16 protein-coding genes are annotated in these 14,773 nt (G+C 67.1%); 13 read left to right on the top strand and 3 right to left on the bottom strand.

Translation table 11 applies throughout. The annotated features are described in order from the left end of the window. Nucleotides 1-42 precede the first annotated feature (42 nt). The 7 genes from GTP77_RS00565 (at nucleotide 43) to gabD (ending at nucleotide 7,818) form a co-directional block, all read left to right on the top strand. On the top strand, nucleotides 43-1,032 hold the full coding sequence (locus tag GTP77_RS00565; protein ID WP_161070221.1) for an arabinose ABC transporter substrate-binding protein: 990 nt from the start codon (nucleotides 43-45) through the stop codon (nucleotides 1,030-1,032). Between the two features lie 2 nt (nucleotides 1,033-1,034). Continuing rightward, nucleotides 1,035-2,585, top strand: coding sequence for an L-arabinose ABC transporter ATP-binding protein AraG (araG, locus tag GTP77_RS00560; protein ID WP_161070220.1), 1,551 nt, complete (start codon nucleotides 1,035-1,037; stop codon nucleotides 2,583-2,585). Then, nucleotides 2,582-3,598, top strand: a complete 1,017-nt coding sequence (gene araH, locus GTP77_RS00555) for an L-arabinose ABC transporter permease AraH (protein WP_161070219.1) — start codon at nucleotides 2,582-2,584, stop codon at nucleotides 3,596-3,598. The genes araG and araH overlap by 4 nt, the downstream gene beginning before the upstream one ends. Nucleotides 3,599-3,714: 116 nt before the next feature. After that, nucleotides 3,715-4,488, top strand: a complete 774-nt coding sequence (locus GTP77_RS00550; protein ID WP_161070218.1) for an SDR family oxidoreductase — start codon at nucleotides 3,715-3,717, stop codon at nucleotides 4,486-4,488. 24 nt (nucleotides 4,489-4,512) lie between these two features. Continuing rightward, a complete protein-coding gene (locus tag GTP77_RS00545; protein ID WP_161070217.1) occupies nucleotides 4,513-5,466 on the top strand; it encodes a LysR substrate-binding domain-containing protein in 954 nt (317 codons plus the stop codon). A gap of 8 nt (nucleotides 5,467-5,474) precedes the next feature. Next, on the top strand, nucleotides 5,475-6,293 hold the full coding sequence (locus GTP77_RS00540) for a PPK2 family polyphosphate kinase (RefSeq protein ID WP_161070216.1): 819 nt from the start codon (nucleotides 5,475-5,477) through the stop codon (nucleotides 6,291-6,293). A gap of 73 nt (nucleotides 6,294-6,366) precedes the next feature. After that, nucleotides 6,367-7,818, top strand: a complete 1,452-nt coding sequence (gene gabD, locus GTP77_RS00535) for an NADP-dependent succinate-semialdehyde dehydrogenase (RefSeq protein ID WP_161070215.1) — start codon at nucleotides 6,367-6,369, stop codon at nucleotides 7,816-7,818. Here gabD and GTP77_RS00530 read toward each other — a convergent pair. Further along, on the bottom strand, nucleotides 7,815-8,240 hold the full coding sequence (locus tag GTP77_RS00530; RefSeq protein WP_161070214.1) for a hypothetical protein: 426 nt from the start codon (nucleotides 8,238-8,240) through the stop codon (nucleotides 7,815-7,817). The two genes, gabD and GTP77_RS00530, sit on opposite strands and share 4 nt — an antisense overlap. Before the next feature lie 266 nt (nucleotides 8,241-8,506). Here GTP77_RS00530 and GTP77_RS00525 point away from each other — a divergent pair, with 266 nt between their 5' ends. Together GTP77_RS00525 and GTP77_RS00520 are read left to right on the top strand one after the other, a co-directional pair. Beyond that, nucleotides 8,507-9,097: a glutathione peroxidase gene (locus GTP77_RS00525; RefSeq protein ID WP_161070213.1), complete on the top strand. Its 591-nt coding sequence runs from the start codon at nucleotides 8,507-8,509 to the stop codon at nucleotides 9,095-9,097. Between the two features lie 12 nt (nucleotides 9,098-9,109). Then, complete coding sequence (locus GTP77_RS00520) at nucleotides 9,110-10,306, top strand: esterase/lipase family protein (protein WP_161070212.1); 1,197 nt, start codon at nucleotides 9,110-9,112, stop codon at nucleotides 10,304-10,306. Between the two features lie 24 nt (nucleotides 10,307-10,330). Here GTP77_RS00520 and GTP77_RS00515 read toward each other — a convergent pair whose 3' ends face one another. Then, complete coding sequence (locus GTP77_RS00515; RefSeq protein WP_161070211.1) at nucleotides 10,331-10,738, bottom strand: rhodanese-like domain-containing protein; 408 nt, start codon at nucleotides 10,736-10,738, stop codon at nucleotides 10,331-10,333. 96 nt (nucleotides 10,739-10,834) lie between these two features. Between GTP77_RS00515 and ftrA the strand changes: the two genes are divergently transcribed. From ftrA to GTP77_RS00495, 4 genes are all read left to right on the top strand, one after another. Next, nucleotides 10,835-11,791, top strand: a complete 957-nt coding sequence (ftrA, locus tag GTP77_RS00510; protein ID WP_161070210.1) for a transcriptional regulator FtrA — start codon at nucleotides 10,835-10,837, stop codon at nucleotides 11,789-11,791. Between the two features lie 31 nt (nucleotides 11,792-11,822). Next, complete coding sequence (locus GTP77_RS00505) at nucleotides 11,823-12,068, top strand: FitA-like ribbon-helix-helix domain-containing protein (RefSeq protein WP_161070209.1); 246 nt, start codon at nucleotides 11,823-11,825, stop codon at nucleotides 12,066-12,068. Then, complete coding sequence (locus tag GTP77_RS00500) at nucleotides 12,065-12,484, top strand: type II toxin-antitoxin system VapC family toxin (RefSeq protein WP_161070208.1); 420 nt, start codon at nucleotides 12,065-12,067, stop codon at nucleotides 12,482-12,484. Before GTP77_RS00505 ends, GTP77_RS00500 begins: the two co-directional genes overlap by 4 nt. An 81-nt stretch (nucleotides 12,485-12,565) precedes the next feature. Further along, nucleotides 12,566-12,925, top strand: coding sequence for a DUF1428 domain-containing protein (locus tag GTP77_RS00495; protein WP_161070207.1), 360 nt, complete (start codon nucleotides 12,566-12,568; stop codon nucleotides 12,923-12,925). Here the strand turns inward: GTP77_RS00495 and pabB are convergent. Continuing rightward, on the bottom strand, nucleotides 12,912-14,768 hold the full coding sequence (gene pabB, locus GTP77_RS00490) for an aminodeoxychorismate synthase component I (protein WP_161070206.1): 1,857 nt from the start codon (nucleotides 14,766-14,768) through the stop codon (nucleotides 12,912-12,914). The two genes, GTP77_RS00495 and pabB, sit on opposite strands and share 14 nt — an antisense overlap. Nucleotides 14,769-14,773 lie beyond the last annotated feature (5 nt).

Here is a 14,773-nt window from a genome sequence, read left to right as displayed (position 1 = left end):
CCCCGAAGAATAGCCCCCAAGAATAACTCACTGGAGACAAGCATGAAGATCAAGCTACTTGCAGCAGCGCTGACGGCCACCCTGGCCGCCGCCGCGTTCACCACCCATACCGCGCAGGCGGCAGACCCGGTCAAGATCGGCTTCCTGGTCAAGCAGGCCGAGGAGCCGTGGTTCCAGGACGAGTGGCGCTTTGCCGAGCAGGCCGCCAAGGAGAAGGGCTTCACGCTGGTGAAAATCGGTGTGCCGAACGGCGAAAAAATGATGGCCGCGATCGACAACCTGGCCGCGCAAAAAGCGCAGGGCTTCGTCATCTGCGCGCCGGACGTGAAACTGGGCGCGGCCGTCGAGCGCCAGGCCAAGCGCCAGAACCTGAAAGTGATGTCGGTCGACGACCGCCTGGTGGACGGCGCGGGCAAGCCTATCGCCAGCATTCCGCACATGGGCATTTCGGGCTACGAGATCGGCCGCCAGGTCGGCCTGGGCCTGGCCGAGGAAATGAAAGCGCGCGGCTGGAAGCCGGAAGAAGTGGGCGCGCTGCGCATCGCTTACGACCAGCTGCCTACCGCCAAGGAACGCACCCAGGGCGCGGTGGACGCGCTGAAGGAATCCGGCTTCCCGCTGGCGAACATCGTCGATGCGCCGCAAAGCCGTACCGACACCGAAAGCGCCTTCAACGCCGCGAATATCGCGCTCACCAAGCAGGCCCGCTTCAAGCGCTGGGTGGCCTTCGGCCTGAACGACGAGGCAGTGCTGGGCGCGGTGCGCGCCGCCGAAGGACGCGGCCTGCGCGCCGACTCGGTGATCGGCATCGGCATCGGCGGCAGCAAGACCGCGCTGAACGAATTCGCCAAGCCTGCCGCCACCGGCTTCTACGGCACCGTGCAGATCAGCCCCAAGCGCCACGGCTATGAATCCTCGCTGATGATGCACCAGTGGATCACCGCTAACCAGGCGCCTGCTGCCGTCACGCTGACCAAGGGCACGCTGATGACGCGCAAGAATCAGGCCGAACTGGTGAAAGCCGGAGGCTAAAAGTGTCCGCGTACCTGCAATTTGAAGACGTCAGCAAAGTCTTCCCCGGCGTGAAAGCGCTGAACGGCGTGAGCTTCGAAGCGCACGCCGGCACCGTGCACGGCCTGCTGGGCGAAAACGGCGCCGGCAAGTCCACGCTGCTGAAAATCCTCGGCGGCCAGTACAAGCCGGACGGCGGCCGCCTGGTGGTGGCCGGCAAGGAGCGCCACTTCACGTCTGCGGCCGATGCGATTGCCGCCGGCGTGGCGGTGATCCACCAGGAGCTGCAATACGTGCCTGAGCTGACCGTGGCCGAGAACGTGCTGCTGGGCCGCCTGCCCACGCGCTTCGGCCTGGTGGACCACAAGGCCGCGCAGCAGCTGGTCACGCGCCGCCTGGCCGAACTGGGCGTGGACCTCGATCCGGCCGCGCGCCTGGCCGACCTGTCCATCGCGCAGCGCCAGATGGTGGAGATCTGCAAGGCGCTGATGCAGGACGCGCAAGTGATCGCCTTCGACGAACCCACCAGCAGCCTGTCGCACCGCGAAAGCGAAGTGCTGTTCCGCCTGGTGCGCGAGCTGCGCGCCGACGGCCGCACCATCATCTACATCTCGCACCGCCTGGAAGAGCTGTACGCGCTGTGCGACACCTGCACCATCTTCCGCGACGGCCGCAAGATCGTCACCCATCCGGTGATGGCGGACGTGCCGCGCGAGCGCCTGATCGCCGACATGGTCGGCCGCGAAGTGAACGACATTTACGACTACCGCACCCGCCCCGCGCACGGCGAGCGCCTGTCGGTGCGCGGCCTGGACGGCGCGGCGCTGGACGGCCCCGCCAGCTTCAGCGTGCGCGGCGGCGAAGTGCTGGGCTTCTTCGGCCTGGTGGGCGCCGGCCGCAGCGAATTGATGCGCCTCCTGTACGGCGCCGACCGCCGCAGCGCCGGCCAGGTGCTGCTGGACGGGAAAGCCGTCTCCGCCAGCGGCCCGTCCGCCGCCATCGCGGCCGGCATCGTGCTGTGCCCGGAGGACCGCAAGGAGCAGGGCATCCTGGCGCGCGCCTCGGTGGCCGAGAACATCAACATCAGCTGCCGCCGCAACAGCCTGCTGGGCGGGCTGTTCCTGCGCCACAAGGAGGAAGCCGCGCGCGCCGATGACTTCATCCGCCGCCTGCGCATCAAGACCCCGAACCGCGAGCAGGAAATCCGGCTGCTCTCCGGCGGCAACCAGCAGAAGGTCATCCTGGCGCGCTGGCTGGCCGAACCGGACTTGAAAGTGCTGATACTCGACGAGCCCACGCGCGGCATCGACGTCGGCGCGCGCAACGAGATCTATCGCATCATCCATGAAGTGGCCGAACGCGGCTGCTGCGTCATCGTCATCTCCAGCGACCTGCCGGAAGTGCTGGGCGTGGCCGACCGCGTGCTGGTCATGCGCGAAGGCCGCATCAGCGGCGAACTGTCCCGCGCGGACGCCAGCGAAACCGCCGTGCTGCGCCTGGCGCTGCCGGACGCCGCCGCCGCTGCGGCGCCCCCTACCACGACCGAACACACCCCATCCCGGAGTTTGCAATGAACAGCCTGAGTTCCAATCCATCCGCCGCGCCGGAAGCGCCGGCGTCCGCCCCTGCTGCCACGGCCCAGCGCAAGCACGCCTGGCTGGCCGACTACAGCATGCCGCTGCTGTACATCGCCCTGTTCACGGTGCTGGCCCTGACGGTGGAAAACTTCTTCTCGGCCGGTAACGTGGTCGGCCTGATGCTGTCGGTGGCGCAGATCGGCATGGTCGCCTGCACCATGATGCTGTGCCTGGCCTCGCGCGACTTCGACCTGTCGGTCGGCTCCACCATCGCCTTCTCCGGCGTGCTGGGCGCCATGCTGCTGGAACGCACCGGCAGCGTGACGGTGGCCGTGATCGGCGGCCTGGCTGCCGGCGCGCTGATCGGCGCCGGCAACGGCGTGCTGATCGCCTACCTGCGCATCAATGCGCTGATCGCCACGCTGGCCACCATGCTGATGGTGCGCGGCCTGGCCTTCATCGCCTCGCAGGGCCAGGCTGTGGGCATCGCCAACGACGCCTTCATCAGCTTCGGCGACGCGCGCGTGTTCGGCCTGCCGCTGCCGGTGATCGTGGTGGCGGTGTGCTTCCTGGTGTTCGGCGTGCTGCTTAACCACACGGTCTTCGGCCGCAACACGCTGGCCGTGGGCGGCAACCCGGAGGCCGCGCGCCTGGCCGGCGTGAAGGTGGAAAGGCTGCGCGTGTGGATCTTCCTGCTGCAAGGTCTGGTCACCGCCATGGCGGGCCTGATCCTGGCTTCGCGCATCACCAGCGGCCAGCCGAATGCGGCGCAGGGCTTTGAGCTGGACGTGATTTCGGCCTGCGTGCTCGGCGGCGTGTCGCTGCAAGGCGGCAAGGCGCGCATCATCGGCGTGCTGGTGGGCGTGCTGATCATGGGCACCGTGGAAAACGTGATGAACCTGATGAACGTTGATGCGTTCTACCAGTACCTGGTGCGCGGCCTGATCCTGCTGGCCGCCGTGCTGCTGGACCAGCTCAAGACGCGCGGCGCCGGCGGCCACCGCGACTGATCGCGGCGGTTCCGGCGGGTTACGCGCCAGGCGCTAACCCGCCCTACGGTGTACGGATGCGTAGGGCGGGTTAGGCGCAGCCGTAACCCGCCAGGCGCTGCAAGGAAGGAATGCATATGCCAGGCAGAATCAAAGACAAGGTCGCCATCGTCACCGGCTCCACGCTGGGCATAGGCGCGGCGGTGGCGCGCCTGTTCGCGCAGGAGGGCGCCTTCGTGGTGCTCAACAGCCACCGCGACGACGAGGCGGCCGCCGCCATGCGCGCGGAACTCGATCCCGCCCGCACGCTGTTCGTGCAGGGCGATATCGCCGACAAGGCCGCCGTGCAGGCGCTGGCCGAGCAGGCCGTGGCCCGCTTCGGCCGCATCGATATCGTGGTCAACAACGCGGGCGTGAACATGTTCACCGATCCGCTGGAGATGACGGACGAGCAATGGCACCGCTGCTTCGCGGTCGACCTGGACGGCGCCTGGAACGTCACGCGCGCGGCGCTGCCGCACATGCTGGCGCAGGGCGCGGGCAGCGTGGTCAATATCGCCTCCGTGCACGGTCACAAGATCATCCCCGGCACCTTCCCCTACCCGGTGGCCAAGCACGCGCTGATCGGCCTGACCCGCTCTCTGGGCATCGAATACGCGGCGCGCGGCATCCGCGTGAACTCGATTTCGCCCGGCCTGATCATGACCGAAAACGTGGAAGCCTGGCTCGCGTCCAGCCCCGATCCGGAGGCCGAACGCGCCCGGCAGGCCGCTTTGCTGCCGCCGCGCCGCATCGGCGAGCCCAGCGAAGTGGCCTATACGGCGCTGTTCCTGGCCAGCGACGAAGCCCGATTTATCAACGCAACGGACATCCTGATTGACGGTGGCAGGTCGCAGCTCTATCATGAGTAACGACTTTTAGCCGCATAGGCCTGCATGCCCGACCCACGTTCCGACCGTTTTGTCCGTTCACACCTGAAGACGCGCCACCTGGTTCTGCTGGTAGAACTGGGCCGGCACGGCTCCATTCTGCACGCCGCGCAAGCCGCCAACCTGACCCAGCCCGCCGCTTCCAAGCTGCTGGGCGAGCTGGAACACGCCCTGAACGTGCAGCTGTTCGAGCGCCTGCCGCGCGGCGTGGTGCCGACCTGGTACGGCGAGGTGATGATACGGCGCGCCAGCGCGGCGCTGGCGGAAATGGACGCGGCCCACCAGGAAGTGATGGAGCTGCTGTCCGGCCTGAGCGGCCGTGTGTCGCTGGGCACGGTGCTCACGCCGTCCGCCGGGCTGGTGACGGACGCCGTGAAACTCCTCAAGCGCCGCAACGCGCGCCTGCAGGTGGCCATCACCGTGGACACCAGCAAGGTGCTGGCCGAGCGCCTGCGCGCGGGCGAGCTGGATCTGGTGATCGGCCGCATTCTCGACACCGCGCTGACCGCCGAACTGAATTTCGAACCGCTGACCGACGAGCCGCACAGCGTGATCGCCGGCGCCGGCCACCCCCTGGCCGGACGCACCGACCTGCAGCTGGCCGATTTGTCGCGCGAAGGCTGGGTACTGCCTCCTGCCGGCAGCATCCTGCGCGACCGCCTGACCGCGCTGTTCCTGTCGCAAGGCCTGGAGCCGCCGTCGGAAACCGTGGAAACGCTGGCGCTGCCGGTGGTGACCAATCTGCTGAGCGGCAGCCGCATGGTGGCGGCGCTGCCGGAGGAGCTGGTGCGGCCCTACCTGGACGCGGGCCTGCTGGTGGTGCTGCCCTATGACCTTGGCCTGCGCATGGATTTGTACGGCATTGTCACGCGCCGCCAGCACCAGCTGTCGCCCGGCGCGGAAGCCATGCTCTCCACCTTGCGCGAAGTGGCCGCCATGCGCTACCCGGCGCGCTCCTGAAAGCCCGCATGAAATCCCCCACCAAAGCCCTGGAGCTGTTCCGCCTTCCCGACGATTTCACGCTGCGCGACGCGGACGCGTCCCGCCAGCCGCTGGGGGACTGCGACAAGGGGGACCACAAGGACGCTACCGCGGCGCTGCTCGAACGCGTCGCCGCGCTGCAGCCCATGCTGAACGCCCAGCGCAAGCACAAGGTGCTGCTGGTGCTGCAGGGCATGGACGCGTCGGGCAAGGACGGCGCGGTGCGCAGCCTGTTCGGCGCCATCAACCCGGTTGGCCTGCGGGCGGTGTCGTTCAAGGCGCCCACCGAAATCGAACTGGCCCATGACTACCTGTGGCGCGTGCACCGCGAAGTGCCCGCCAAAGGGGAGCTGACGGTGTTCAACCGCAGCCATTACGAGGACGTGCTGATTACCCGCGTGCAGGGCATGGTTGACGCCAAGGAGTGCAAGCGCCGCTACGCCCATATCCGCGATTTCGAGCGCATGCTGGCGGAGACCGGCACCACTATCATCAAGGTCTTCCTGCACATCTCCAGGGATGAACAGCGCACCCGTTTGCAGGCGCGCCTGGACGATCCTGCCAAGCAGTGGAAGCTGGACCCGGCGGACTTCGAGCTGCGCAAGAAATGGCGCGCCTTCGAGCGCGCCTACGAGGACGCCCTGCGGGAAACCGACTCGGATCACGCGCCCTGGTACGTGGTGCCGGCCGACTCCAAGCCGCACCGCGACCTGGCCATCGCCTCCATCCTGCTGGAGACCCTGGAAGGCCTGAAACTGAAATGGCCCAAGCCCGATCCGGCCCTGCTGGCAATCAAGATCAGGTAAATTCAGGCGCCCTGCAAGCGTGCCGCCTCTGTGGCATAGTAAGCGACGGTAATCACTATGCACGGAGCCTCCTATGCAATTGAAAGATCCCACCCTGCTGCGCCAGCAAGCCTATATCAACGGCGTCTGGACCGATGCCGACAACGGCAAAACGCACGCTGTACACAACCCCGCCACGGGTGAACTGGTCGGCACCATGCCGGACTGCGGCGCCGCTGAAACGCGCCGCGCCATCGAGGCCGCCAACGCCGCCTGGCCTGCCTGGCGCAAGAAAACCGCCAAGGAGCGCGCCGCCGTGCTGCGCAAGTGGGCCGACCTGATCGTGGAGAACACGGACGACCTGGCGCTGCTGATGACCACCGAACAGGGCAAGCCGCTGGCCGAAGCCAAGGGCGAAGTGGTGTTCGGCGCGTCCTTCATCGAGTGGTTCGCGGAAGAGGGCAAGCGCGTCGCGGGCGACACGCTGGCTTCGCCCTGGCCGGACCGCCGCCTGATCGTGACCAAGGAGCCGATCGGCGTATGCGCCGCCATCACGCCGTGGAATTTCCCGACTGCCATGATCACCCGTAAAGCCGGCCCGGCGCTGGCGGCGGGCTGCCCCATGGTGCTGAAACCGGCCGAGGCCACGCCGTTCTCGGCGCTGGCGCTGGCCGTGCTGGCCGAGCGCGCGGGCGTGCCGCCGGGCGTGTTCAGCGTGGTCACCGGTTCGCCCAAGGCCATCGGCGGCGAAATGACCAGCAATCCCATCGTGCGCAAGCTCACCTTCACCGGCTCCACCGGCGTGGGCCGCCTGCTGATGGAGCAATGCGCGCCCACTATCAAGAAGCTGTCGCTGGAACTGGGCGGCAACGCGCCCTTCATCGTGTTCGACGACGCCGACCTGGACGCGGCGGTGGAGGGCGCCATCGCCTCCAAGTACCGCAACGCGGGCCAGACCTGCGTGTGCGCCAACCGCATCTATGTGCAGGACGGCGTGTATGAAGCGTTTGCCCAGAAGTTCGTGGCGGCGGTGTCCAAGCTGAAAGTGGGCGACGGCACCGAGCCGGGCGTGACGCAGGGGCCGCTGATCGACGCCAAGGCGGTGCTGAAGGTGGAGGAGCACGTGGCCGACGCGCTGGCCAAGGGCGGCCGTTTGCTGCTTGGCGGCAAGCGCCACGCGCTGGGCCACAGCTTCTTCGAGCCCACCGTGATCGCCGACGTGACGCCGGCCATGCGCGTGTCGGACGAGGAAACCTTCGGCCCGCTGGCGCCGCTGTTCCGCTTCCATACGGACGAGGAAGCCGTGGCCCTGGCCAACAATACCGAGTTCGGCCTGGCCAGCTACTTCTATTCGCGCGACATCGGCCGCATCTGGCGCGTGTCCGAAGGGCTGGAGTCGGGCATGGTGGGCGTGAACACGGGCCTGATTTCCAACGAAATCGCGCCCTTCGGCGGCGTCAAGCAGTCCGGCCTGGGCCGCGAAGGGTCGATTTACGGCATGGAAGACTATCTGGTCATCAAGTACATCTGCCTGGGCGGAATTTAATCGCTCTTGGCCGGCGGCTGCAGCAGGTGCAGCAGCTGCTGGCTCAGCTGTTCATAGCGCGCGCCGTCCTGCTGGCGCAGCGTGCGCAGGTAGTCCGCGATCCTTTCCCCGCTGATGTCGCCCGCCGCCAGGTAGTGCCGCTCCAGCTTCATGCGCTGGATGTCGGCGTTGGCCAGGCGCAGCTTGCCCAGCGGACTGTTCTCGTCCGCCGGCACGTCCTTCATCGCTTCCAGCAGCACTTCCGTGATCCAGCCCAGCTGGCTGCCGTAGGAGGCGCGCTTGAACGCCGCCTGCTCGATCACGCCGTCGCCCGCCGCACGCGGGATGGCGTTGAAAAACCGGTCCAGCTCGATGTCCTGCCTCACGCTGCCGCTCCAGGGCAGGAAAAACTGCGGCGACCAATTCCAGAACAGGGGAAACATGGCGACCTCCTAGGGATAAGTAGCTACGGGGAAAGAGCCGAGGGCATCGGCAACAGCAGCAGGGCGATGGCGATCAGCGCCAACAGGATGACGGTGTGCAGCAGGCGGTGGGAACGGGGATGGCGGCGCATGGGGATACTCAGCTTGGGTGAGGTAAGCTGCCATTTTGCTGGCGCGGCGGTGGGCGGGGTTTAATCTGCATCAATAGTGCGGCAGTTAAGTGTTTGGCATAGAATGGTTTTTTTAACCTGATTGCCCCTACCGCCATGTCCAAGAAAATTGCCGCTCTCGCTATCGTGTCCTCGCTGGGTCTGCTGGGCAACGCCCCTGCCTATGCGCAATCGGGTGCCCCGGCCGCCGCACCGGCCGCCGCCAGCTGCCCGGCCATCCTGAAGCAGTCGTTCAACCGCCTGCAGGACGAAGCGCCGCAGGACTTGTGCCAGTACGCGGGCAAGGTGATCCTGGTGGTGAACACCGCCAGCTACTGCGGCTACACCAAGCAGTACGAAGGGCTGGAGGCGCTGTACGGCAAGTACAGCGGCAAGGGCCTGGTGGTGCTGGGCTTCCCGTCGAACGACTTCGGCAAGCAGGAGCCGGGCTCGGCCAAGGAAATCGCCGACCTGTGCTACAACACCTACGGCGTGAAATTCCCGATGTTCGCCAAGACCGTGGTGTCCGGCACGGCGGCCAATCCTTTCTACGCCAGCCTGATCAAGGCCACCGGCAAGACCCCGGCCTGGAACTTCCATAAATACCTGATCGACCGCAACGGCAAGGTGGTGGAGAGCTTCCCGAGCAAGGTCACGCCGGAAGACAAGCAGCTGGTTGGCGCGGTGGAAAAAGCGCTGGGCGGCTAAGCGCCCCGCGCCATGGCCACCAAGCTTGCCATCCAGCCGGGGCAGTCCCGCGTGGCTGACCTGATCGGCGCCGCGCGCCTGGCCACCGGTGCGGTGGGCGGCGTGGCCGATCTGGCGCAGGCTGTCCACATGGCCATATTGGGCCACGTTCCTGCGCCTGTGGGACGGCCGCTGGCGCTGGCCACCTCGCTGGTCTACCGCAGCGTGCGCGGCGTGGCGGGACTGGCGGGCGGCGGGCTGGAGCACAGCCTGGCGCGCCTGCAGCCCTTGCTGGGCGAGCGCAGCGGCTGGGCGGGCCGCGAGGCCGTCCTCGCCGCGCTGAACGGCGTGCTGGGCGACCGGCTCGCGCAGGACAACAATCCCCTGGCCATACCGATGCAGTTCCGGCGCAACGGCCAGCCGCTGGCGTTTACGCCGCCATCAGCGGCCCCGGGTGGCCGCGTCCTCGTGCTGGCGCACGGCCTCTGCATGAACGACCTGCAATGGCAGCGCAACGGCCACGACCACGGCGCCATGCTGGAACGCGAACGCGGCTACACGCCGGTCTACCTGCACTACAACACGGGCCGCCACATCTCAGAAAACGGCGACGACTTCGCCCACAAGCTGGAAGCGCTGCTCGCCGGCTGGCCGGTGCCGGTGGAAGAGCTGGTCATCGTCGGCCACAGCATGGGCGGCCTGCTCGCACGCAGCGCCTGCCATTACGGCGCGCAGGCCGGGCACCGCTGGCTGGCGCATCTGAGCAAACTGGTGTTCCTCGGTTCGCCGCATCAAGGCGCGCCGCTGGAGCGCGGCGGCAACTGGGTCCACCTGCTGACCGATTTCACGCCCTACACGGCGCCCTTCACCCGCCTGGCCAAGTTGCGCAGCGCCGGCATCACCGATTTGCGGCACGGCAGCCTGCTGGACAGCGACTGGGTGGGCCGCGATCGTTTCGCCCACGGCGCCGCGCTGCCCGCGCCGGTGCCGCTGCCGGAAGGCGTCGCCTGCTACGCGGTGGCCGGCACCATAGGCAAGGACGCAAGCCAGCTCAGCGGCCGGATGGCGGGCGACGGCCTGGTGCCTCTGGCCAGCGCGCTCGGCCAGCACCCGGACCCGCTGCGCAGCCTCGCCATCCCCGTCGCGCACCAGGCCACCGTCTACGGCGTCAACCACATGGTGCTGCTGGACTCGCCGCAAGTGGCCCAGCACCTGCTTGCCTGGCTGTAAGCGGCGGCGCGGGAAGCAGCTGAGTCAGGCAGCCGCGAGGGCAGCGCGCTCCAGCTCGAATCCCTCGTCCAGCCAGCCGGTAATGCCGCCCGCCATCAGCTTGACTGGCAGGCCCAGCTTCGCCAGGCGGACGGCGGCGCGGGCGGCGCCGTTGCAGTGCGGCCCGGCGCAATAGACCACGAACAGCGTCCCCTGCGGATATGCCGCCATCTTCGAGCCGATAATTTTCCGGTGCGCCAGATCCACCGCGCCCGGCACATGGCCGGCCGCGTATTTCTCCGTGCCGCGCACGTCCAGCAGCACAAAATCCTGCTGGCCGCTGCTGAGGGCGTCATGCACGTCCCAGCAGTCGGTCTCAAACGTGAATTCGGCCTCGAAATGCGCCAGCGCGAGCGGGCTGGGGGCGGCGGCGGTTGCGGTGACGTGCGACATGGTCAACTCCTGTTGTTGGTTGCGGTATGGCCATTATCAAAGTCCCCGCCCTCAGGCGGCAGTGGCGCATATGCCAATATGCGGTAAGATTACGCCATGAAAAAGCACCTAGTCGTCGCCCTGGCCTACGACCGGCTCTGCACCTTCGAGTTCGGCTGCGTGGTGGAACTGTTCGCGCTGGAACGCCCCGAGCTGGGCGTGGACTGGTACGACTTCCAGGTCTGCGCCGTCGAGCCCGGTCCCATCCGCGCGGCGGGCGGCATCACCGTGCAAGCGCCATACCGGCCCGAGCTGCTGGCGCTGGCCGACACCATCGTCATCCCCGGCTGGCGCGACGCCGACGAAGCCCCGCCGCCGGCCCTGCTGGAGGCCCTCCGCGCCGCCCACGCGCGCGGCGCGCGCCTGTGCTCGATCTGCTCCGGCGTCTTCGTGCTGGCCGCCGCCGGCGTGCTGGACGGCTTGCGCGCCACCACCCACTGGCGCTACACCGAACGCCTGGCGCGCCGCCACCCGCGCGTGATGGTGCAGGCGGACGACCTGTATGTGGACCAGGACCAGGTCATCACCTCGGCCGGCTCGGCGGCCGGCATCGACATGCTGCTGCACCTGGTGCGGCGCGACTACGGCGCGCGCGTCGGCAACCTGGTGGCGCAGCGCCTGGTGGTGGCGCCGCACCGCGAAGGCGGCCAGGCCCAGTTCCTGCCGCGCCCCATGGCGCACGACGAACAGGGCCGGCTGGCGCGCCTGCTGGACTGGCTGCGCGCCAATCCGGCGCTGCCGCACACCGTCAAATCCATGGCCGAGCGCGCCGCCATGAGCGCGCGCACCTTGCAGCGGCAGTTCCAGGACGCAACCGGCATGGGACCGGTGGAATGGCTCACGCGCGAGCGCATCGCCATCGCCAAGGACCTGCTGGAATCGCCGGACATTCCGCTCGCGCAAGTGGCCGAGCGCGCCGGCTTCGGTTCGGAAGAGTCACTGCGCCACCACTTCCGCCGCCTCGCCGCCACCAGCCCCGGCGCCTACCGCCGCCAGTTCGCCGCGCAGTGCTAGTATTGAAGCATGGGGTGTCCAAGGAGGCGAAATGAATACGCTGACGATACGAAATCTTGATGATGAATTACGAGCAAGGTTGCGAAGCAATGCGGCCAGGAATAAGCGGTCTGTCGAGAATGAGGCCTTGCAAATTCTCAAGCAAGCGCTAGGTGCAGAGCAGATCTCCGAGGGTTTAGGCAGCAAAATCAGCAGGCGTTTTGCACAGCTTGATTTACCTGAACTTGCTCTTCCCGTTCGCCAGGATAAGCCACGCGCAGCCAATCTTTCGGAATGATAATTCTTGATACTAATATTTTGTCGGAGTTGATGCGGTCTGCGCCGGATCCATCTGTGCTGGCATGGATAGACAGTTTGCCAGCGCGTGAAATTTTTCTTATCGCTATTACAGTCGCCGAGTGCCTGTATGGTGTGGAACGGCTTCCGGCTGGAAAGCGCAAGGCATCATTGGCCCGAGCGCTCTCCAGTATGCTGGTGGAAGATCTTGATGGCCGTGTCCTTGCGTTTGATGGCGCGGCAGCCGTGCGATACGCTGCACTGGTCGCTGCGGGCGAACGCTCCGGCCATCCTGTCAGCATGGCAGACGGCCAGATAGCAGCGATATGCCAAGTCCATTCAGCTATTTTGGCTACGCGCAATGTCAAGGATTTCGGGCGTTTGGGAATTGCGTTGCACAATCCTTTCCCCAAGTAATCCAGATGTTATCGTGCGCCGCTTGTTCTGGGCGCATGGATGGCCTAATCTGGGAGACTCACAAATGCGAAGGAGACAGCCATGCCTTATGTCGACGGATTTGTTTTGCCGGTTCCCATCAAGAACCTTGATGCGTACAAAAGAATGGCCACTGCCGGCGCCGCCATCTGGCGCGAGTTCGGTGCGCTGGAATACCGCGAGTGCGTGGCCGACGATGTGAAGCCCGGCAAGCACACATCCTTCCCGCAAGCCGTCCTGCTGGAGGAGGGCGAAACGGTGGTGTTCTCGTGGATAATCTACGAGTCGCGCGCCAAGCGCGATGAGATCAACGAGAAAGTGATGAAGGATCCGCGCCTGGCCGAATGGATGAAGCCCGAGAATATGCCCTTCGACGGCAAGCGCATGTTCTTTGGCGGCTTCGAGATGATTATCGACCAGTAGGCTGCGCCGCAAGCTGCGCGCGCATGGCGCCGCGCAGCGCGTTGCAGACCACGATGTCCTCCGCGTGCTCCAGCATGGCGCGCGTGATCACGCGCTCGCTGGCGTTCCAGGCCGGATCGTCCAGCATGGCGGCGCGCATCACGCCGGGCAGCAGGCCACCGGCCAGCGGCGGCGTGTACCAGCGGCCTTCCAGTTTCACGAACACGCTGCTGCGTCCACCTTCGGCCAGTTCGCCGCGCTCGTTGAAGAACAGCGTGTCGAACGCGCCTTGCGCTTCGGCCGCTTTCCACGCCGCGTCGTAGCCTGCGCGCAGGCTGGTCTTGTGGCGCAGGAACAGATCGCCGCTGCTGACCGTGTCTTCCGCCAGCAGCACCCGCACCGGTTCGGCCAGCGGCGCCAGCGCGCCCTGCTGCACAGCAAAGGCGCCGGCCTGGTTCAGCGCCAGGCGCAAGCGCGTTGGCGTGGCGGGCGCCATGGTGTTGCAGGCCATGGCGATGTAGGCGCGCGCCGCCTTGTCGTCGTAGGCAAAGCCGAAATAGCGCGCCGACGCGGACAGGCGCTGCAAATGCCGCTCCAGGTTGCGCGGGCCTTGCTCGCGCGTGGCGTACATGGTTTCGAACAGGTCGAAGTCGTTGGACAGGCCGGTGAGGAAGCGCGCCTTGAGCTGGCATTCGGCGAATTCGTCATTGGCTTCGCTGTCGTAGACGATGCCCGCGCCCACGCCCATTTCGCCGCGCCGCGTGCCGTTCCGCGGCGCTTGCAGCGCCAGCGTGCGGATGGGCACCGACATGCAGAAATCGCCCACGCCGTGGTCCGAAGGCTGGAACCAGCCGATGGCGCCGGTGTACAGGCCGCGCGGCGCAGGTTCAAGCTCGCTGATGATTTCCATGGTGCGCCGCTTGGGCGCGCCGGTGATGGAGCCGCAGGGATAGAGCGCGTCGAAGATGCCGGCCATGTCCACGTCCCCGCGCAGCTTGGCGCGCACGGTGGACGTCATTTGCAGCACGCTGCTGTAGCGCCGCACCTCGAACAGCGCAGGCACTTCCACCGTGCCGGTCTGCGCGATGCGGCCGATGTCGTTGCGCAGCAAGTCCACGATCATCAGGTTTTCTGCGCGGTTCTTGGTGTCGGCCGCCAGCGCGGCGGCGCGCTTCGCGTTCTCCGCTTCGTCGCCGCCCGCCGCTGCAGGCGCCGTGCCCTTCATGGGCCGCGCGGTCAGCTCGCCGTTCTCGTGGCGCGCGAACAGTTCCGGCGACAGCGACAGCACCGCCGTGCCGTCGTCCAGCGCCACCAGCGCGCCGTAAGGTACCGGCTGGCGTGCGCGCAGGCGCTCGTACAGGGCGAAGATGGAACCGAATGCTTCGAAGCGCAAACGGTAGGTGTAGTTCACCTGGTAGGTGTCGCCCGCCGCGATGTAGTCGCGGATGCGGCCGATGGCGCTGGTGAACTGCGCCTGGTCGACATTGGCGCGCACGTCCGCAATGCCGGCCGGCGCCGGGTCGGCGGCGGAGCACGCGGCCAGCCACGTGGCCACTTCCGCCTGCGACAGCAGGTCGCAGCGGTTGAAGATCAGTATCTGCGCCAGCGGCGCGCCCGCTGGCACCACGGGCGCGGGCATGCCCGCGATATGCGCGCCCAGTTCATAGGCGCACAGCGTGACCGCGTGCTGGCCGCTGGCCAGCGCCGTTTCCATCTGTTCGAGGATGCGGCGCCAGCCCGCCAGGTCGGTGCAGCGCAGCGTGGCCGCGTGGCCGGTGTACAGGCGCGAGCGCGCCGTGGCCATGCCGTCCGGGCTGGCGTCGTCCAGCAATGCGAAGCACTGCACACTCGGTTCTGTGTTCATGGCCT

This window comes from Pseudoduganella aquatica, assembly GCF_009857595.1.
In the GTDB taxonomy this organism is placed as follows: domain Bacteria; phylum Pseudomonadota; class Gammaproteobacteria; order Burkholderiales; family Burkholderiaceae_D; genus Rugamonas; species Rugamonas aquatica_A.
This window is presented reverse-complemented; position numbering and strand designations above follow the sequence as displayed.